The following is a 16,879-nucleotide window of genomic DNA, read 5'->3' on the forward strand; positions in this document are numbered from 1 at the left end:
TCCGTTCAGGCGGCGACGACGCGGCTGTCGGCCGGCACCAGCACCTGCACCGCATCGCCGGCCTGGAAGTCGGCCACCATGTTGCCGGCATGCAGCTCGACGCGGATCTCCGACTGGTCGTGCAGCCGGATGCGGTAGGCGGTCTTGAAGCCCAGGTACTGGCGGCGCAGCACCTCGCCCGCGATGGCGTTGGGCACGTGGGGTGCGGGCGCCATCAGCGACAGCGCCTCGGGGCGCGCGATGAGGATGCCCTGCGCGCCCAGCGCGGCGCCGCCCTGCTTGCCGTCCAGTTGCTGGCCGCACAGCTGGTAGCGTACGTGCGACGCGGCGCCGCCGGCGGACTCGGCCGGCACCGGGATCACGTTGGCCGAGCCGATGAAGTCCGCCACGTAGGCGTTCACCGGCGTGCCGTACAGCTCTTCGGGCGTGCCCAGCTGCGCGATGCTGCCGCGGTCCATGATGGCGATGCGGTCGGACATGGCCAGCGCCTCTTCCTGGTCGTGCGTGACGAACACGGTGGTGATGCCGGCTTCGCGCACGAGGTCCAGGATCACGTCGCGCATCTGCAGGCGCATCTTGGCGTCGAGGTTGGACAGCGGCTCGTCCATCAGCAGCACGCGCGGGCGGATCACCAGCGCGCGCGCCAGCGCCACGCGCTGGCGCTGGCCGCCGCTCATCTGCGCCGGGTAGCGGTCGGCCAGTGCCAGCAGGCTCACCTTGTCCAGCGCCTCGTTGACGCGCCGGGCGATCTCGGCCTTGGGCACCTTGCGCGCGCGCAGGCCGTAGGCCACGTTATCGAAGGCCGTCTTGTCGGGGAACAGCGCGTAGTCCTGGAACACCATGCCGATGTCGCGGTGGTGGGTGGACACGCGCGTCACGTCGTCCTTGTCGAAAAGAATGCGCCCGCCGTCGGGTTCGTTGAAGCCCGCGATGCAGCGCAGCAGGGTCGTCTTGCCGCAGCCGCTGGGGCCCAGCAGGGTGTAGAAGGCGCCATCGGGCACATGCAGCGACAGGTTCTGCAGCACCGTCTGGTTGGCGAACTGCTTCACGACGTTGTCGATGGTGATGGAAGCCATGTCTCTTGTTCAGGGTGGAAGGAAGCGCGATGCTAGGTGCGCCCCCTGCGTGCCACCAGCCGTATTTTTTAAGGCGGCCGGTTAGTTTTTCTGCAGGCTTCCCGGTCTACGATGCGCGCCGGCCTCCGACCCCGGGCGGCACGCAACCGAACACGAAAAGAACATGAGGAAGACAAGCCCGCTCGCCAAGGGTCGCATGTGGTGACCCGACGCCTCCCCCCTTTGAAGGCACTGCGCGCCTTCGAAGCGGCGGCGCGCCATGCCAACTTCACCGCGGCCGCCGACGAACTCAGCATCACGCACAGCGCCGTCAGCCAGCAGATCCGCCTGCTGGAGGACTACCTGGGCCAGCCGCTGTTCGCGCGCGAGGCCCGCGGCGCGACGCTGCTGCCGCATGCGCGCGACTACTTCGCCGAGGTGCAGGCCAGCCTGGACCGCATCGCCAGTGCCACAGCCGCGCTGAAGTCACCCCACCAGCGCGCCAGCCTGCGCGTGTGCACCACGCCCTCGCTGGCGATGAAGTGGCTCATCCCGCGGCTGGCCGGCTTCCAGGCCCTGGCGCCGCAGACCGACGTGCAGCTGTCGACCCTGGGCCGGCAGTTCTTCGACCAGGCCGAGGCCGGCAGCGACGTGCTGATCCGCCGCATTCCCATGCAGCGCCCCGACCACACCTGCGTGCGCTGCCTGGACGACCACCTCGTGGCCGTGGCATCGCCGCGCTTCATCGAACGGCACCGCATCGCCAGCATGGCCGACTGCCTGGGCCACCCGCTGCTGCAGGCCGCCGGCGAAGTGGAGAACTGGCCGCGCTGGTTCGAGCTGGCCGGCGTGCGCGTGCCGCCCCAGCTGCCCGGCCCCGTGTTCGACCACCAGTTCCTGTGCATGCAGGCGGCCATGAACGACCTGGGGCTCGCGCTGGCGCCCTGGTGCCTGCTCGAGGAAGACATCCGCGCCGACCGGCTGCGCCTGGTGTTTCCCGAACCGCGCCTGCCGGCCTCCGGCGTCTACGCGCTGTACCGCACCGAAGGGCCGGTGGCCGCGCTCGCACGGCAGTTCGTCGACTGGCTCGGCACGCAGCACTGGAACGCGGGCAGCCCCACCCCATGACCACCACGCTCACTCTTCCTTCCCTGCGGCTGTCGGACTTCAAGCTGATCGCCTTCGACATGGACTCGACGCTGATCGACATCGAGACGGTCGACGAGATCGCCGACATCGCGGGCTGCGGGCCCGAGGTCGCGGCCATCACCGAGGCCACGATGCACGGCGAGATCACCGACTACAAGGACAGCCTGCGCCGGCGCGTGGCCCTGCTGCGCGGCGTGCCGCTGTCGGCGCTGCAGGCCGTGTACGACCAGCGCCTGCACCTGAACCCGGGCGCCGAGACGCTGATCGCCGCGTGCAAGAAAGCCGGCCTGCGCGTCGTGCTGCTGAGCGGCGGCTTCACCTTCTTCACCGACCGGCTGCGCGATCGATTGAAGCTGGACGACACGCGCTCCAACGTGCTGGAGATCGAAGACGGCCGGCTCACCGGGCGCATGCTGCCCCAGCCCTGGGGCGACATCTGCGACGGCGAAGCCAAGAAGGACAAGCTGCTCGAATGCTGCCGCGCGATGGGCATCCCGCCGACCCGCGCCATTGCCGTGGGCGACGGCGCGAACGACCTGCCGATGATGCGCGTGGCCGGGCTGTCGGTGGCCTACCACGCCAAGCCGCTGGTGCGCGAAGCCGCGATGCTGGCGATCGACGAGGGCGGGCTCGACCAGCTGCTCGACCTGCTCAAGCCTTGAGGTATTCGGCCTTCGTGCCGAGCCAGCGGTCGATGTGGCGTTGCGCCAGCTCGGGGTGCTTCTGCAGCATCACCGGCGCAAGCTCGCGCGCCCAGTCGAGCAGCAGCGTGTCGGTCGCGAGGTCGGCAAAGCGCAGCAGCGGCGCGCCCGACTGGCGCGCGCCGAGGAACTCGCCGGGGCCGCGAATTTCGAGGTCGCGCCGCGCGATCTCGAAACCGTCGCCGGTCTCGGCCATCGCCTTGAGCCGCGCGCGCGCCGCCTCGCCGACGCGGCCGCTGTCGCCCGGCGCATAGAGCAGCACGCAGGCCGAGGCCGCCGCGCCGCGCCCCACGCGCCCGCGCAGCTGGTGCAGCTGCGAGAGACCGAAGCGCTCGGCATGCTCGATCACCATCAGCGAGGCGTTGGGCACGTCGACGCCCACCTCGATCACCGTGGTGCTCACCAGCACCTGGATTTCGTTCGCGGTGAAGGCGGCCATCACCGCCTGCTTCTCGGCCGTGGGCATGCGCGAATGCAGCAGGCCGACCTGGATGTGTTCGCCCAGCGTGCCGGCAAGTTCGTCGCGCGTCTCGGTGGCGTTGCGCAGGTCGACCGCCTCGCTCTCCTCGATCAGCGGGCAGACCCAGTAGACCTGTCGGCCCTGCGAAATCTGCGCCTGGATGCGGTCGATGACCTCGTCGCGCCGATGGTCGGCCACCAGCTTGGTGACGATGGGCGTGCGGCCGGGCGGCAGCTCGTCGAGCGTCGACACATCGAGGTCGGCGTAGTAGCTCATCGCGAGCGTGCGGGGAATCGGCGTGGCGCTCATCATCAGCAGATGCGGTTCGAGGTCGCCGCCCGCCTTGCCGCGCAGGGCCAGGCGCTGCGCGACGCCGAAGCGGTGCTGCTCGTCGATGATGGCCAGCGCCAGGTTCTTGAATCTCACCTTTTCGGAGATGACCGCGTGCGTGCCGATGACCAGCGCGGCCTCGCCGCTTTCGACGGCGGCCGACATCTCGTCGCGCTCCTTCTTCTTCTGGCTGCCCGTGAGCCAGGCCACGCGCAGGCCGCGCTCGGCCAGCAGCGGATCGAGCCAGCCGACCAGCTTGCCGAAGTGCTGGGCCGCGAGGATTTCGGTGGGCGCCATCAGCGCGCACTGGAAACCCGCGTCGATGCAGCGCGCCGCGGCCAGCGCCGCGACCACGGTCTTGCCCGAGCCCACGTCGCCCTGCAGCAGGCGGTGCATCGGGATCTGGCGGTGCAGGTCGGCCGTGATCTCCTCGCCCACGCGCTGCTGCGCGCCGGTGAGGCCGAAGGGCAGCACGGCGAGCAACTGCGCATGCAGCGAACTCGCCGCCGCGTCGGTGGACGCAGGCAGCACCGGCGCACGCTGCGCCGCGCGCTCCAGCCGCGCCTGCAATTGCGAGAGCTGCTGCGCCAGCAGCTCCTCGGCCTTGATGCGCTGCCACGCCGGGTGGCTGTGGTCTTCGAGCGCGGCGATCGACACGTCGGGCGTCGGGTAGTGCAGGAAGCTCAGCGCGCTGCGCAGGTCCCACGCGCCGCGCAGGCCGATCTGCACCGGGATCGTCTCGTCGAGCAGCGCGCGCGCCAGGCCCGAGCGCACCTCGCGCCGCAGCACCGGCTGCGCGAGCCCGGCCACGGTCGAGTACACGGGCGTGAGCGCGTTGGGCAGCGCCGTGCCGGCCGCCTTGACGGTCGGATGCATGATCTGCCGCCCCACGAAACCGCCGCGCATCTCGCCGCGCACGCGCACCTTGGCGCCCACCGCGAGCTGCTTCTGCTGCGACGGATAGAAGTTGAAGAAACGCAGCTGGCAGGTGTCGCTGCCGTCGTCGATGGTGGCGATGAGCTGGCGGCGCGGGCGGAACACCACCTCGCACTCGGTGACCACGCCCTCGACCTGCGCCATGTCGCCGTCGCGCGTGTCGACCAGGCGCACGATGCGGGTCTCGTCCTCGTAGCGCATCGGCAGGTAGAGCGCGAAGTCGATGTCGCGCGCGAGGCCGAGCTTGCGCAGCGCGCGCTGCACGAGGCTCAGGCCGGTGCCGGGCGGTGACGCCGGCGCGGCGGGGGGAGTCGGTTCTTTCTTGGCGGGCACGGACAAGGCTTCTAGCGTGGACGGCAAAGGTCCGTCAAGGCGCTGCGGGCATCGGGGAACATGAACTGGAAGCCGGTGCGCAGCAGCTGCGCGGGCACCACGCGCTGGCCTTCGAGCAGCAGGTCGGCCTGCTCGCCGAGCAGCAGCTTCACGGGCGCGGCGGGCGTGGGCATCCAGCAGGGGCGGTGCAGCACGCCGGCGGCGACGCGGGTGAAGGCCTCCTGGCTCACTGCACCGGGTGCGGTGACGTTGAAGGCCTTCGCGGTGGCCGGACCTGTGGCCGGCTCCGTCACCGTCCACACATGCGCGATGGCGCGGATCAGGTCGTGCACATGCACCCACGAGAGCCACTGCCGCCCGCTGCCCAGGCGCCCGCCCATGCCCAGCTGCACGGGCATCAGCAGCTGCGGCAGCGAGCCCTGGTGGCCCAGCACGAAGCCGAAGCGCAGGCAGGCCACGCGAACGCCGTGCGCCACGGCCGCGTGCGCGGCCTGCTCCCAGCGCTGGCACAGTGTCGACATGAAGATGCTCTGCGGCGGTGCGTCTTCGGTGAGCTCGGTGGCGTCGCCCTGCGGCTGCACGCCGTAGTAGCCGATGGCCGAGCCCGAGAGCAGCAGCCACGGCTTGCGCGGGCGCGTGGCGATCCACGCGACGAGCTGTTGCGTCAGGCCTTCGCGGCTTTGCAGCAGCTGCTGCTGGCGCCTTGCGCTCCAGCGCTGGCCGAGGATGCGTGCACCCGCGAGATTGACGACCACGTCGATGGCGTCGGCGGCGGGAATCTGGTCGAGCGACTGCACGCAGCGCACCGCGCCGCCAAAGCCCCAGGCGGCGGCGCGCGCGTCGCGCGTCCACACCGTCACCGCATGGCCGTCGTCCAGCAGGTGGCGCACGAGGATCTGGCCGATGAAGCCGGTGCCGCCCGTCACCAGCACCTGCTGCGGCGTCGTGCCGAAATGCACCGGGGCCTCGACGGCGCGCACCTGCGCCTGCTTCTGCTGTTTGAACAAGGCGCGCGCCGCGAAGCCGTCGCGCAGGCCCGAGATACCGACACCCACGCCGCACAACGCCAGGAAGGCGCTGAGCCAGCCGTGCGGCTGCCACACCATCGCCGTCGGTTGCGCTGCCCAGCCGACCGCGCTCATCGCCAGCAGCGCGATGAACGCGCCGGCGTTGATGGCCAGCACCGTGTGCGTCACGCGCTCGGTGGGCGGCAGCAGGCGGCTGCCGTCTTCGACCACGAAGTCCCACAGCGTGAGCACGATCTCGACGCCGAACACCACGAGCAGCACCCACGCCCACGCGCCGTGCCAGGCCCATGCCGACAGGCCGAGGAACAGCGCGCAATAAATCGACGAGCGCGTGGCGTGGATCGCCAGCTCGCGCCCCGCCGTGCCGCGGCGCGGCAGCGCCTCGGTGCCTTCGTGGTGGTAGAGCGTGTCGAAGGCGCCCAGCGCGCCTTGCGCCGCCATGAGCTGCAGGGCCAGCAGGTGCGTGTCGATCATGCGGACACCGCCTGCGGCTCCGGCACTTCCTCGAACACGCCGACCTGCGTGAAGGTGGTGCCCATGAGGCAGTGGCGGATCTCGATGCGGATGTTGAAGCGCTCGGGCGTCTCGTTGTGGTGCCAGAGAAAGGTCTTGCCCGGCGTGAACAGGCCCGGCAGCGGAATGCGCCAGCCGAACACCTCCCAGAAATAGCCGTCGCTCTGGAAATGCAGGCTGCCGCTGGGCTCCACGCTCAGCACCAGCTTCATGCCCAGCCCCATGCCGACGTACTCGAGCACCTCGCCGCGTTCGCTCTCGCGCATGAAGCTGGTGAACTGGATCGGTGGGCGGCCGTGCAGGCGGTAGATGCGCTGCTTGTAGATGGCCGGGTCGTCGGGCCGGGCGTAGACCTGGATCTCGACCGGGAAGTGGCTGTCGCTGTAGGGGATCAGCGCACCCTGGATCATCGGCTGCGTGAGGTGCCCCAAGAGCTTGCCGAAGCGCGAGCAGCGCAGCTCGCTGAGCGCGCCCAGGTAATGCAGCGCCTTGCCCGGCAGGGGGTTCTTGTCGAAGCGTCGGCGGATGTCGGGGTGCAGGCCCATCCAGGCGCCGCCCAGGATCTTCTTGAAGAGCTCGCCTTCGGAAGGAGGGGCGGGGGACGGCGTGACACGCGCGACGGAAGAATCGACCATGCGTCGATTCTGCCTCGGCAACCCCGAGCCAACCCCAGGTGACGCCCGTGATTCCGGGCCATGGGACAATCGCCGCTCTCCGCCTTTTTCCCTTCCCATGCCTCCTTGGCACGGGCCCGTCCGGCCCTCAAGCACCATGCGCGCCTTCACGCTTTCCGATTTCGATTTCCATCTGCCGCCCGAGCTGGTGGCACAACACCCGGCCACCGAACGCACCGCCTCCCGTCTGCTCGACGGCACAGGCCCCGCCCCGGCCGACCGCATCTTCAAGGAACTGCCCTCGCTGCTGCGCGCGGGCGACCTGCTGGTCTTCAACGACACGCGCGTGGTCAAGGCGCGCCTGTTCGGCGAGAAGCCGACCGGCGGCAAGCTCGAGCTGCTGGTCGAGCGCGTGCTGCAGGGCCACGAAGTGGTCGCGCACATGAAGGTCAGCAAGAAGCCGCCCGTGGGCACCACGCTCGAGATGGTGGGCGGCTTTCGCGCCACGCTGCTGGGCCGCTGGCCCGAGGAAGACGGCGCGCTGTTCCGCTTCGGCTTCGAGAGCGACGCCGGCGAAGACCCGTATGCGCTGATGCAGCGCTGCGGCCACGTGCCGCTGCCGCCCTACATCACGCACACCGACTCGGCCGACGACGAGAGCCGCTACCAGACCGTGTTCGCGCGTGTGCCCGGCGCCGTGGCCGCGCCCACGGCCGCATTGCATTTCGACGAAGGCCTGCTGGCCGAACTCGAAGCGCGCGGCGTGCAGCGCGCCAACGTCACGCTGCACGTGGGCGCCGGCACCTTCCAGCCGGTGAAGACCGAGAACATCGCCGAACACACGATGCACGCCGAACGCTACGAAGTGCCCGAGGCCACGCAGCGCGCCATTGCCGAATGCAAGGCACGCGGCGGGCGCGTGGTCGCGGTGGGCACGACCACGGTGCGCACGCTCGAGTCCTGGGCAAAAAGCGGCGAGGCCACGGGCGACACGCGCATCTTCATCACGCCGGGCTTCGCCTTCGCGCACGTCGACGTGCTGGTGACCAACTTCCATTTGCCCAAGAGCACGCTGATGATGCTGGTCTCGGCCTTCGCGGGCTACGAGCGCGTGATGGCGCTGTACGCCCACGCCATTGCCAACGGCTACCGCTTCTTCAGCTACGGCGATGCCATGCTGCTCGCACGCACCCAGGACTGAACGACATCATGCTGAACTTCGAACTCCTCAAGACCGACCCCGACAGCCACGCGCGCCGTGCCACGCTCACGCTCAACCACGGCAAGGTCCAGACGCCGATCTTCATGCCCGTGGGCACCTACGGCACCGTCAAGGGCGTGATGCCGCGCAGCCTCGAAGAAATGGGCGCGCAGATCATCCTGGGCAACACCTTCCACCTGTGGATGCGTCCGGGCCTGGACGTCATGGCGAGCTTCGGCGGGCTGCACCAGTTCGAGAAATGGGACAAGCCCATCCTCACCGACTCGGGCGGCTTCCAGGTGTGGTCGCTGGGTGCGATGCGCAAGATCAGCGAAGAGGGCGTGAAGTTCGCGTCGCCCGTCAACGGCGACAAGCTCTTCCTCACGCCCGAGGTCTCGATGCAGATCCAGACCATCCTGAACAGCGACATCGTGATGCAGTTCGACGAGTGCACGCCCTACGACACCAAGGGCCACATCACGACCGAAGCCGAGGCGCGCGTCTCGATGGAACTGAGCCTGCGCTGGGCCAAGCGCTGCCAGGCCGAGTTCACGCGCCTGCAGAACCCGAACGCGCTGTTCGGCATCGTGCAGGGCGGCATGTTCGAGAACCTGCGCGAAGAGTCGCTGGCGGCGCTGGTCGACATGGACTTCCCCGGCTACGCCATCGGCGGCGTGAGCGTGGGCGAGCCCAAGGAAGAGATGCTGCACATCATGGGCCACACGCCGCACCGGCTGCCCGCGAACAAGCCGCGCTACCTGATGGGCGTGGGCACGCCCGAGGACCTGGTGCAGGGCGTGGCCGACGGCGTCGACATGTTCGACTGCGTGATGCCCACGCGCAATGCGCGCAACGGCACGATGTTCACGCGCTTCGGCGACCTGAAGATGCGCAACGCGCGCCACAAGAGCGACCCGCAGCCAGTCGACCCGAGCTGCACCTGCCACGCCTGCGCCGGCACCTCGGGCGTGTCGTGGAACGACGGCGGGCGCGAAGGCTTCAGCCGCGCCTACCTGCACCACCTGGACCGCTGCGGCGAAATGCTCGGCCCGATGCTGTGCACGATCCACAACCTGCACTACTACCTGAACCTGATGACCGAGATCCGCGCGGCGCTCGACGCGGGCACCTTCACGGCGTTCCGCGCGCAGTTCAAGGCCGACCGCGCACGCGGCGTCTAGGACTTTGCGGCGCCCGGCGGCTGGATGGCCAGCGGCGTCGCGTAGGGTTCGATGCGCAGCAGCTCGTTCCTGAAGACCACGATCTGCCTGAGCGGCGCCTGCACCAGGGCTCCGCTCGCGTCCTTGTGCGAGGCGTACTGCCAGAGCGTGAGCTGACCCTTCTCGGCCAGCATGGCGGCAAGCCGCTGCACGGGCGGCGCCGCGCCGGCGCCCAGCTGGGCCGCCTCGATGCCCACCACGATGTCGTCTCGCGGCGAGACCACTTTGAAGAGCAGCACGGGCGCCGGTGCCTGCGCCTGCGCGCGGACGTGCCGCGCCGCGAAGGCGGCCGGAAGCAGCGCGAGGCAGAAGACGAAACGGCGGTTGAAGGAGCTCATGGGCCGAAGCGTATGCCTGCCACGGCGACCTGCCCACAGGCCGGAAGCCATACGCCGGGTGGAGGCCCGGCCGGCACCAGGGACGCCGTCATCCGGTACGCTTGCCCTGTCTTCACTGCGGTTGTCCTCCCCCTCATGACCAACGCCTCCCCACCCACGGCCTATACCGCCCGCTACCCCTCGCTGGCCGGCCGCACCGTGTTCATCTCGGGCGGCGCCAGCGGCATCGGCGAATCGCTGGTGCGGGCCTTTCATGCCCAAGGCGCGAAGGTCGGCTTCTGCGACCTCGACACCGCCGCCGGCGATGCGCTCGCCGCGCAGCTGCAGGGCGCGCACCCCGCGCTGTTCGTGCCCTGCGACGTGACCGACACGGCCGCCCTCGCCGCCGCCATCGATGCGGTGCGCCAGCGCTTCGGGCCGGTGTCGGTGCTGCTGAACAACGCCGCCAACGACCGGCGCCACGAGATGGCCGACGTGACCAGCGACGACTTCGACCGCCTCGTGGCCGTCAACATCAAGCACCAGTTCTTCGCCGCGCAGGCCGTGGCCGACGACATGCGCGCGCTGGGCGGCGGCTCGATCGTCAACTTCGGCTCGATCAGCTGGCTCATGAAGGGCCGCGGCTACCCGGTCTACCAGGCCTGCAAGGCGGGCGTGATGGGTCTCACGCGCTCGCTGGCGCGCGACCTGGGCAAGCAGAACATCCGGGTCAACACGATCATGCCGGGTTGGGTGATGACCGAGCGGCAGATCAAGCTCTGGGTGAAGCCCGAATCCGCCGCGGAGATCGATGCGGCCCAGTGCCTGCCGGGGCGGGTGATGGCGGAAGACATCGCCGCGATGGCGCTGTTCCTCGCGGCCGACGATTCGCGCATGTGCACCGCGCAGGACTACGTGGTGGACGCAGGCTGGACCTGAAGCGCTTCAACGGTCGCCCCAAGGAAAAAGCCCGGCATGCCGGGCTTTTTGCTGCGTGGGTGGCGGGACGATCAGTCGCGCAGTTCGGCCGGCAGCGTGCCGCCGTTGGCGGCGATGCGGGTCATCACCTGCTTGTGCAGGCCGATGTTCCATTCGGCCGAACCCGGTTCGCCGTTGCTGTAGAGGATTTCGCTGGCCAGTTCCTTGCGCGCGGCGAGGCTGCTGTCCAGGCCCAGCAACTTGAGCAGGTCGACGATCGAGGTGCGCCAGTTCAGGCCGGCGGCACCCGGCATCGCGTCCAGGACGGCGGGCACGTCGCCCAGCGGGATCGCGGGCGGCGGTGCGGCAACGGCCAGTGCGCCGGGTGCAGCCGCCGGCGGTGCGGCGACGACTTCAGCGGCGTTGGCCGACGGGAAAATCTTGGAAAAAATCTTGCCGAAAATGCTCATGGGTGTGCTCCGTCAATGTGAATGGGAAAACCCGCGGCACGGCGTTGCGTGACGCAGCCCGGGGTTGTAGCACGACCGTGCGGCGCTTTCGCTACGTGGCCGGCTGAACCGGCGCGCCCGGCGTGACCGATTGCGCAGTGCCGGTCACAGGTGTATGCGCAGCGGCCGAGGTTCCGCAGGCATGGCAGAACTTGGAGAACGCGCTCTTGCGCGTGCTGCAGTGGCCGCAGTGGTCGAACAGGCCGATGCCGCAGTGCGGGCAGAAGTCGATCTCGTTGTTCTTCAGGTCGACCGGCCGCTCGCAGCCGGGGCACACGCTCTTGGCCAGGCGGGCCAGCGCGGTGTCATAGCTCAGCTCTTCGCGGCGCACCTGGTCGGGCTGCTGCTCGGCGAGCTTCTGGCGCGCCAGGTAGCGGTTGAGTGCCACGATGGCATAGCGCCCCACCAGCACCGTGAGCACGATGCCCACCACGTAGCGCACGTAGCCGCCGTAGCTCGGCAGGTAGGGCACCAGCTCGACGAAGAAGGCGAACAGGGCGAAGAAGATGAAGCCCCACACGAAGGGCCAGTAGGTGCTCTTGCGCTTCTTCACGAACAGCCAGCCGGCCACCAGCAGCAGCGGCAGGGTCAGCGCGAGCCGGTAGCCGAACACGCGCAGTTCGACGCGGCGGTACTCGGCGTCCAAGCGCTGCTGTGCGTCGTGCTCCAGCACGCCCAATGCCGCGCGCGCACGCTGCTCGGCCTGGCGCGCGTCGAGTGCGATCTGGCGCTGCGCGTCGGCCTTGCGCTGCGCCGCGTCTTCCTTCTGCTTGAAGGCGTCGAGCGCCTTGGTGCGCGCGATGAGCTCGGTGTCCTGGTCGGGCTGCGCGGTGGCGCGGCGCGTGGCGATCCAGTTGCCGAAGGTCTCGCGCGCGTTGGCGCTGGCCTGCTGGGCGGTGTTGAGCTGCAGCTGCGCCTGATCGAGGTCGCGCGCGGCCTGCAGTTCGGCGGCCTCCGAGGCCTTGATGGTGGCGCGCAGCGGCTCGGCTGTCGGCTTGTCGATGAAGTCGTCGAGCACGCGCACGCGCTCGACCTGCGGCAGGTCGCCCACGATCGTGCTGCCCAGCCCGATCAGGAAGCTCGCGAACACGAACGCCACCAGCCACAGGCCGCGGCGGAACCACTTCTCGGACAGGCGCAGGGATTTGCTCATGGTCTTACCTTCTTTCTTTCTTTTCTTCGCTCAGAGCTTGAGTGTGACCGGCGCCGCGCCCAGGCCCGCACGCGGCAGCCAGGCGAACACCGAGTCGACGGTCACGGTCTCGATGCGGTCCGAGAACCGCTTCTCGTTCGGATGATCGTCGAAAGCGATGTTGGCCGAGCCCACGCGCCCGCCCAGGCGGGTCAGCGGGCCGAGGTTCAGCGTGGTGGGCTCGTAGCCCTTGAACTGCAGCCAGGCCTGCGCCTGCGCGCGGGTGCCGATGGTGGCGGGCTCCATCGCGGCGGCCAGGGTCTCGATAGCCCACTGGTTCGACTGCTGGTACTTCTGGCCCCAGGCGTAGCTCACGATGCTGTAGGGCGCCACGTTCAGGCGCACGAGGCGCGCATCGGGCTCGCGCAGCGCGGCCATCAGCTGGGCCTGCACCGCGGGCGTGGGCACGGACCAGGCGGCCTCGTAGCGCCACAGGTCGTCGAGGAAGAACTCGCCCAGCCCCTGCCGGTAGACCGCGGCCACCGCGGTGCCGCAGTGGTTGAGCTTGTGCACCACGCGCCACGGGCCTTCGTCGGTCTTGTAGGCGATGCCCAGGTGCGAGTAGCGCAAGCCGTACTTGCTCAGGTCCTGCCCGGCGCGCGCCAGGATGACCACGCGCGCGCCGCTCGCATCGAGCTGCTGCGAGGTGCGCTCGGCCAGCTGCATGCCCTTGACGATCAGCGCCGGCGTCGGCCTGACCTGTTCGCACGAGCGGCCGGCGTTCGCCTGCAGCGGGAGCACCGCAGCGACGGCGAACGCCAGCAGCAGCGCGGGGCGCAAGGCGGGTTTCACGACAGTCTTTCGTTGTGAAACAGTGCGCGGCCGACCGCGTTGGGCACGAAGGCCAGCACCTCGCCGGCAGCCGAGAGCACGACGCCCGTGCCGATCACGCTGACGACCACGGCCGTGCCGGCGGCCGCCGACACGCCACGGGTGGCACGCCCCATCACCTTGACGCTGACGCGGGCGCCGTCCGAGGCGCGTTCGAGCAGGTAGACGGTGCCGTCGACCGAAGCCTCGACCGCGATCACGGTGAGCACCGAGCCGCCCACCGACAGCGCCGCGGGCACGGCGACCACCGCCGTGGCCGAGGCACCGACGACCGAAGCAGCACCGACCACCGAAGCCACGGGCAGCAGCGACAGCGCGGCCGAGGCCTCGCTCTGGGCCCGTGCGGGCAGCGGCGTCGCGACACCCGCGAACGCGGCGCAAGCGGCGAAGGCCAGGGCGGCCATCGACCGCGCCAGGGCGGTCCTGCGGTAAGCCGGCAGGCTGCGCTGGAGGATCGAAACGGTGGGGGATGAGAGGGGTTGCATGAAGGCCTCGCGGCGCAGTGAAGGTGAGCGAATGATGGTTCGCCTTCACGCCGCGAGGCTCGAATACTTCAACCAGTTGCGATCCTGGCGTCCCGCAGTATCCCGAAGAGATACTTTGGGGCGCACGCCTCAGGAGGCCAGCAGGCCGGCCACGCGCTGGCGCAGCGTCTCGGGCTGCACCTCCTGCGGCGCCACGGGGTGGCCCACGCGCAGGCCCACGCGGCTGAAGAAGCCGCGGCGGAAGGGCTTGGCCATGGCGACCTGCTGGCCGCCGCGCAGTTCGATGCGGCTGAAGTACGAGCCCCAGAGGTTGGTCAGCGCCATCGGGACCACGGGCGGCTCGATGCCTTCGGCGCGCGCGCCTTCGAGGATCTTCATCACGCCGCCCTTGAAGGGCTGCAGCTCGCCGTCGCGCGTGATCGCGCCTTCGGGGAAGATGCCCAGCAGGTCGCCCTCGCGCAGCACGCCGATGGCCTTGGCGAAGGCCGCCTCGTACGCGGCCGGGTCTTCCTTCTGCGGTGCGATCGGAATGGCCTTGGCCAGCTTGAACAGCCAGCCGAGCACCGGCACCTTGAAGATGCGGTGGTCCATGATGAAACGGATCGGGCGCGGGCTCGCCGCCATCAGCAGCACCGCGTCGATGAAACTCACGTGGTTGCACACCAGCACGGCGGCGCCCTCGGTGGGAATGTGCTGGTCGTCCTTGATGTCGAAGCGGTACACGAAGCGCGACAGCACCCAGGCCACGAAGCGCAGCAGGTACTCGGGCACCAGCATGAAGATGTAGAACGCCACCACCGCGTTGGCGATGCCGGTGAACAGGAAGATCTGCGGAATGGTGAAGCCCGCGCCCAGCAGCGCGCCCGCCAGCACCGAGCTGCCGATCATGAAGAGCGCGTTGAGGATGTTGTTCGCCGCGATGATCCGCGCGCGGTGCGTGGGCTGGCTGCGCAGCTGGATCAGGGCGTACATCGGCACGCTGTACAGGCCCGCGAAGAGCGACAGCAGCGCGAGGTCGGCCATCACGCGCCAGTGCGCGGCCTGGTGGACGAAAGCGCCCAGGCCCATGCCGGCCGAAGGCGGCAAGGCGCACGAGGCAAAGTACAGGTCGATGGCGAACACGCTCATGCCGATGGCGCCCAGCGGCACCAAGCCGATTTCCACCTGACGACGACTCAGCGTCTCGCACAGCAGCGAGCCCACGCCGATGCCCACCGAGAACACCACCAGCAGCAGCGAGGCCACCTGCTCGTCGCCGTGCAGCACTTCCTTCGCGAAGCTCGGGAACTGGCTCAGGAACACCGCGCCGAAGAACCACATCCAGGAGATGCCCAGCAGCGAGCGGAACACCACGATGTTCTCGCGCGCCAGCATCAGGTTGCGCCAGGTTTCGCTGAAGGGGTTCCAGTTGATGACCAGACTCGGGTCGGTGGCCGGCGCGGGCGGAATGGCCTGCGCCACGCCGCGCCCCACCAGCGCCAGCAGCAGGCAGGCCACGGCCACCGTGGTGTGGCCGATCTGCGGCATCGCCACCAGCAGCCCGCCCGCCACCTGGCCCAGCAGGATGGCGACGAAGGTGCCCATCTCGACCATGCCGTTGCCGCCCGTGAGCTCACGCGAATCGAGCACCTGCGGCAGGTAGGCGAACTTGACCGGCCCGAACAGCGTGGAGTGCAGCCCCATGAGGAACACGCAGCCCAGCAGCACCACCGCGTCGGCGCGCACGAAACCCCAGGCGGCGATCACCATGATCGCGATCTCGAGGTTCTTGACGAAGCGGATCATCTTCGTCTTGTCGAACTTGTCGGTCAGCTGCCCGGCCGTGGCCGAGAACAGCAGGAAGGGCAGGATGAACAGCGCACCGATCACCAGCCCCGCCATGGCCGGCGGCATCCAGCTCAGTTGCAGCTGGTAGGTCACCATGACGGTGAAGGCGAACTTGAAGAGGTTGTCGTTCGCGGCCCCCGCGAACTGGGTCCAGAAGAAGGGCGCGAAGCGCCGCTGGCCGAGCAGGGCGAACTGGTTCGCGTGGGCGTTGGGCTCATGCACCACGGGCGCGGGCGCGGCGGCGGCGGGGGTTGTCATGCGATGCAATCTCCTCTTTGTCTTCTACCGCTGCGCCACGGGCGTTCCGTGGTCAGGCCGCGTCATGCCGCGATCGCGGCAGGGTCGGGATTGTGCCGCAGCAGCGTCGCGCGCCAGCCCTTTTCAAGGCGGTACAGCGCCATCAGCACGGGCAGGCCGGCCAGCGACGCCACCAGGTGCTTGAGCGTGTGACCCGACACGAGGTGGCCGGTGGCTTCGTAGATGGCGTGGTCGCCCAGTTCGAAGGCCTTGGCCACCACATAGAACGCGATCACCCAGCCCAGCTTGAGCCCGACAGCGCCGCGCATCGGCGTGGCCAGCGCCAGCGTGAGCACCACCGCCATGCCGCCGAACTGCACCAGCGCCCAGGGCAGCACGTTGCCGGTTTCCTGGCAGACCTCGGCGGCCAGCAGGCCGGCCGTGAGCACGAACCAGGCGGCCGGCCAGCCGGCGCGCTGGCTGACGCGCTCGCAGACGGCAATGCCGATCAGGCCCGCGAAGGCCACGGCCATGCCGGCGCGGTCGGCCGCGAGGCGGGGCGCGTCGGGCATCAGGTGATAGAAGGCCGAACCGGCGGCGGTGGCGATCAGTCCGGCGAAGAACAGCCAGGCGCAGTCCAGCGTGTTGTCGGGCGGGTCGTTGGCGGGCGGCGCCAGCGGGAACCCGGCCAGTGCCTCCTGGTGCGAGCGGTCGATGCGGTTGAGCCGGTACAGCCCCAGGCAGCCGATGGCCAGGAACGGCAGGTTGCTCAACACGTCCATCGCGTTGGGCAGATGAAACAGCGGCCGGTTGTCGGCGAACACGGAGGCGATCGCCACGTCGGCGGCCGGCAGCGCCGGGCCGAAGAAGGCGACGAGCAGGAGCAGCGCGAAGGTGAACAACAGTCCGCGTTCGCGGCGTGTCAGGGTCGGCAGAAGCATGGCGTTCCTCGGTGGGGTGGTGGCTGGCGGGTGGAATCTAGTTGCCAGCCCTTCCCCAGGCATCGAGAATCGATACGAGGCA

The 16,879-nt window shown here is 69.5% G+C and carries 16 protein-coding genes; 5 read left to right on the top strand and 11 right to left on the bottom strand.

The annotated features are described in order from the left end of the window. Positions 1-5: 5 nt before the first annotated feature. The gene (locus tag AC1RGU_RS23620) at positions 6-1,076 is read right to left on the bottom strand and encodes an ABC transporter ATP-binding protein (RefSeq protein ID WP_062477439.1); all 1,071 of its coding nucleotides are present in this window, start codon (positions 1,074-1,076) and stop codon (positions 6-8) included. A gap of 222 nt (positions 1,077-1,298) precedes the next feature. On the opposite strand from AC1RGU_RS23620, the gene AC1RGU_RS23625 reads away from it, so the two are divergent. Both AC1RGU_RS23625 and serB read left to right on the top strand, forming a co-directional pair. Then, positions 1,299-2,183, top strand: a complete 885-nt coding sequence (locus AC1RGU_RS23625) for a LysR substrate-binding domain-containing protein (RefSeq protein WP_240531241.1) — start codon at positions 1,299-1,301, stop codon at positions 2,181-2,183. Further along, entirely contained in the window at positions 2,180-2,866 is a 687-nt protein-coding gene (serB, locus tag AC1RGU_RS23630; protein ID WP_492698322.1) for a phosphoserine phosphatase SerB, read from the top strand. Before AC1RGU_RS23625 ends, serB begins: the two co-directional genes overlap by 4 nt. Here serB and recG read toward each other — a convergent pair. Genes recG through AC1RGU_RS23645 form a run of 3 tightly spaced genes read right to left on the bottom strand, consistent with a single transcriptional unit; the run spans position 2,856 to position 7,140 of the window. Further along, positions 2,856-4,964, bottom strand: coding sequence for an ATP-dependent DNA helicase RecG (recG, locus tag AC1RGU_RS23635; protein WP_492698324.1), 2,109 nt, complete (start codon positions 4,962-4,964; stop codon positions 2,856-2,858). The genes serB and recG overlap by 11 nt on opposite strands. Before the next feature lie 11 nt (positions 4,965-4,975). Further along, positions 4,976-6,466 carry a TIGR01777 family oxidoreductase gene (locus AC1RGU_RS23640; protein ID WP_492698326.1) on the bottom strand — a complete coding sequence of 497 codons (1,491 nt, stop codon included), beginning with the start codon at positions 6,464-6,466 and terminating at the stop codon, positions 4,976-4,978. Continuing rightward, on the bottom strand, positions 6,463-7,140 hold the full coding sequence (locus AC1RGU_RS23645) for a DUF4166 domain-containing protein (protein WP_492698328.1): 678 nt from the start codon (positions 7,138-7,140) through the stop codon (positions 6,463-6,465). Before AC1RGU_RS23645 ends, AC1RGU_RS23640 begins: the two co-directional genes overlap by 4 nt. Positions 7,141-7,276: 136 nt before the next feature. On the opposite strand from AC1RGU_RS23645, the gene queA reads away from it, so the two are divergent. Together queA and tgt are read left to right on the top strand one after the other, a co-directional pair. Continuing rightward, positions 7,277-8,320 (top strand): tRNA preQ1(34) S-adenosylmethionine ribosyltransferase-isomerase QueA, encoded by a 1,044-nt coding sequence (queA, locus tag AC1RGU_RS23650; RefSeq protein WP_095747235.1) that lies wholly within the window; start codon positions 7,277-7,279, stop codon positions 8,318-8,320. 8 nt (positions 8,321-8,328) lie between these two features. Further along, positions 8,329-9,501 carry a tRNA guanosine(34) transglycosylase Tgt gene (tgt, locus tag AC1RGU_RS23655; protein ID WP_159274089.1) on the top strand — a complete coding sequence of 391 codons (1,173 nt, stop codon included), beginning with the start codon at positions 8,329-8,331 and terminating at the stop codon, positions 9,499-9,501. Here tgt and AC1RGU_RS23660 read toward each other — a convergent pair. After that, positions 9,498-9,878 (bottom strand): hypothetical protein, encoded by a 381-nt coding sequence (locus AC1RGU_RS23660; protein ID WP_492698331.1) that lies wholly within the window; start codon positions 9,876-9,878, stop codon positions 9,498-9,500. The genes tgt and AC1RGU_RS23660 overlap by 4 nt on opposite strands. Before the next feature lie 135 nt (positions 9,879-10,013). Between AC1RGU_RS23660 and AC1RGU_RS23665 the strand changes: the two genes are divergently transcribed. Next, the gene (locus tag AC1RGU_RS23665) at positions 10,014-10,796 is read left to right on the top strand and encodes an SDR family NAD(P)-dependent oxidoreductase (protein WP_492698333.1); all 783 of its coding nucleotides are present in this window, start codon (positions 10,014-10,016) and stop codon (positions 10,794-10,796) included. 71 nt (positions 10,797-10,867) lie between these two features. Here the strand turns inward: AC1RGU_RS23665 and AC1RGU_RS23670 are convergent, their stop codons facing one another. From AC1RGU_RS23670 to AC1RGU_RS23695, 6 genes are all read right to left on the bottom strand, one after another. Continuing rightward, complete coding sequence (locus AC1RGU_RS23670) at positions 10,868-11,245, bottom strand: DUF3597 domain-containing protein (RefSeq protein ID WP_492698335.1); 378 nt, start codon at positions 11,243-11,245, stop codon at positions 10,868-10,870. 91 nt (positions 11,246-11,336) lie between these two features. Next, on the bottom strand, positions 11,337-12,437 hold the full coding sequence (locus AC1RGU_RS23675; protein ID WP_492698337.1) for a serine endopeptidase: 1,101 nt from the start codon (positions 12,435-12,437) through the stop codon (positions 11,337-11,339). Between the two features lie 30 nt (positions 12,438-12,467). Then, positions 12,468-13,268 carry a DUF2145 domain-containing protein gene (locus AC1RGU_RS23680; RefSeq protein WP_070063204.1) on the bottom strand — a complete coding sequence of 267 codons (801 nt, stop codon included), beginning with the start codon at positions 13,266-13,268 and terminating at the stop codon, positions 12,468-12,470. Further along, positions 13,265-13,711, bottom strand: coding sequence for a hypothetical protein (locus AC1RGU_RS23685; RefSeq protein WP_492698618.1), 447 nt, complete (start codon positions 13,709-13,711; stop codon positions 13,265-13,267). Before AC1RGU_RS23685 ends, AC1RGU_RS23680 begins: the two co-directional genes overlap by 4 nt. 210 nt (positions 13,712-13,921) lie before the next feature. Then, positions 13,922-15,877, bottom strand: a complete 1,956-nt coding sequence (locus AC1RGU_RS23690; protein ID WP_492698339.1) for an MFS transporter — start codon at positions 15,875-15,877, stop codon at positions 13,922-13,924. A gap of 62 nt (positions 15,878-15,939) precedes the next feature. Further along, on the bottom strand, positions 15,940-16,797 hold the full coding sequence (locus tag AC1RGU_RS23695; RefSeq protein WP_159274093.1) for a hypothetical protein: 858 nt from the start codon (positions 16,795-16,797) through the stop codon (positions 15,940-15,942). Between the last annotated feature and the right edge of the window lie 82 nt (positions 16,798-16,879).

It is taken from the genome of Variovorax sp. GW823-FHT02B07, assembly GCF_058797695.1.

Excerpts from the sequence above, each read along its gene's own strand:
- AC1RGU_RS23620 (WP_062477439.1), bottom strand. The coding sequence starts at position 1,076 with ATGGCTTCCATCACCATCGACAACGTCGTGAAGCAGTTCGCCAACCAG.
- serB (WP_492698322.1), top strand. The coding sequence starts at position 2,180 with ATGACCACCACGCTCACTCTTCCTTCCCTGCGGCTGTCGGACTTCAAG.
- AC1RGU_RS23640 (WP_492698326.1), bottom strand. The coding sequence starts at position 6,466 with ATGATCGACACGCACCTGCTGGCCCTGCAGCTCATGGCGGCGCAAGGC.
- AC1RGU_RS23645 (WP_492698328.1), bottom strand. The coding sequence starts at position 7,140 with ATGGTCGATTCTTCCGTCGCGCGTGTCACGCCGTCCCCCGCCCCTCCT.
- queA (WP_095747235.1), top strand. The coding sequence starts at position 7,277 with ATGCGCGCCTTCACGCTTTCCGATTTCGATTTCCATCTGCCGCCCGAG.
- tgt (WP_159274089.1), top strand. The coding sequence starts at position 8,329 with ATGCTGAACTTCGAACTCCTCAAGACCGACCCCGACAGCCACGCGCGC.
- AC1RGU_RS23660 (WP_492698331.1), bottom strand. The coding sequence starts at position 9,878 with ATGAGCTCCTTCAACCGCCGTTTCGTCTTCTGCCTCGCGCTGCTTCCG.
- AC1RGU_RS23665 (WP_492698333.1), top strand. The coding sequence starts at position 10,014 with ATGACCAACGCCTCCCCACCCACGGCCTATACCGCCCGCTACCCCTCG.
- AC1RGU_RS23670 (WP_492698335.1), bottom strand. The coding sequence starts at position 11,245 with ATGAGCATTTTCGGCAAGATTTTTTCCAAGATTTTCCCGTCGGCCAAC.
- AC1RGU_RS23675 (WP_492698337.1), bottom strand. The coding sequence starts at position 12,437 with ATGAGCAAATCCCTGCGCCTGTCCGAGAAGTGGTTCCGCCGCGGCCTG.
- AC1RGU_RS23685 (WP_492698618.1), bottom strand. The coding sequence starts at position 13,711 with ATGGCCGCCCTGGCCTTCGCCGCTTGCGCCGCGTTCGCGGGTGTCGCG.
- AC1RGU_RS23690 (WP_492698339.1), bottom strand. The coding sequence starts at position 15,877 with ATGACAACCCCCGCCGCCGCCGCGCCCGCGCCCGTGGTGCATGAGCCC.
- AC1RGU_RS23695 (WP_159274093.1), bottom strand. The coding sequence starts at position 16,797 with ATGCTTCTGCCGACCCTGACACGCCGCGAACGCGGACTGTTGTTCACC.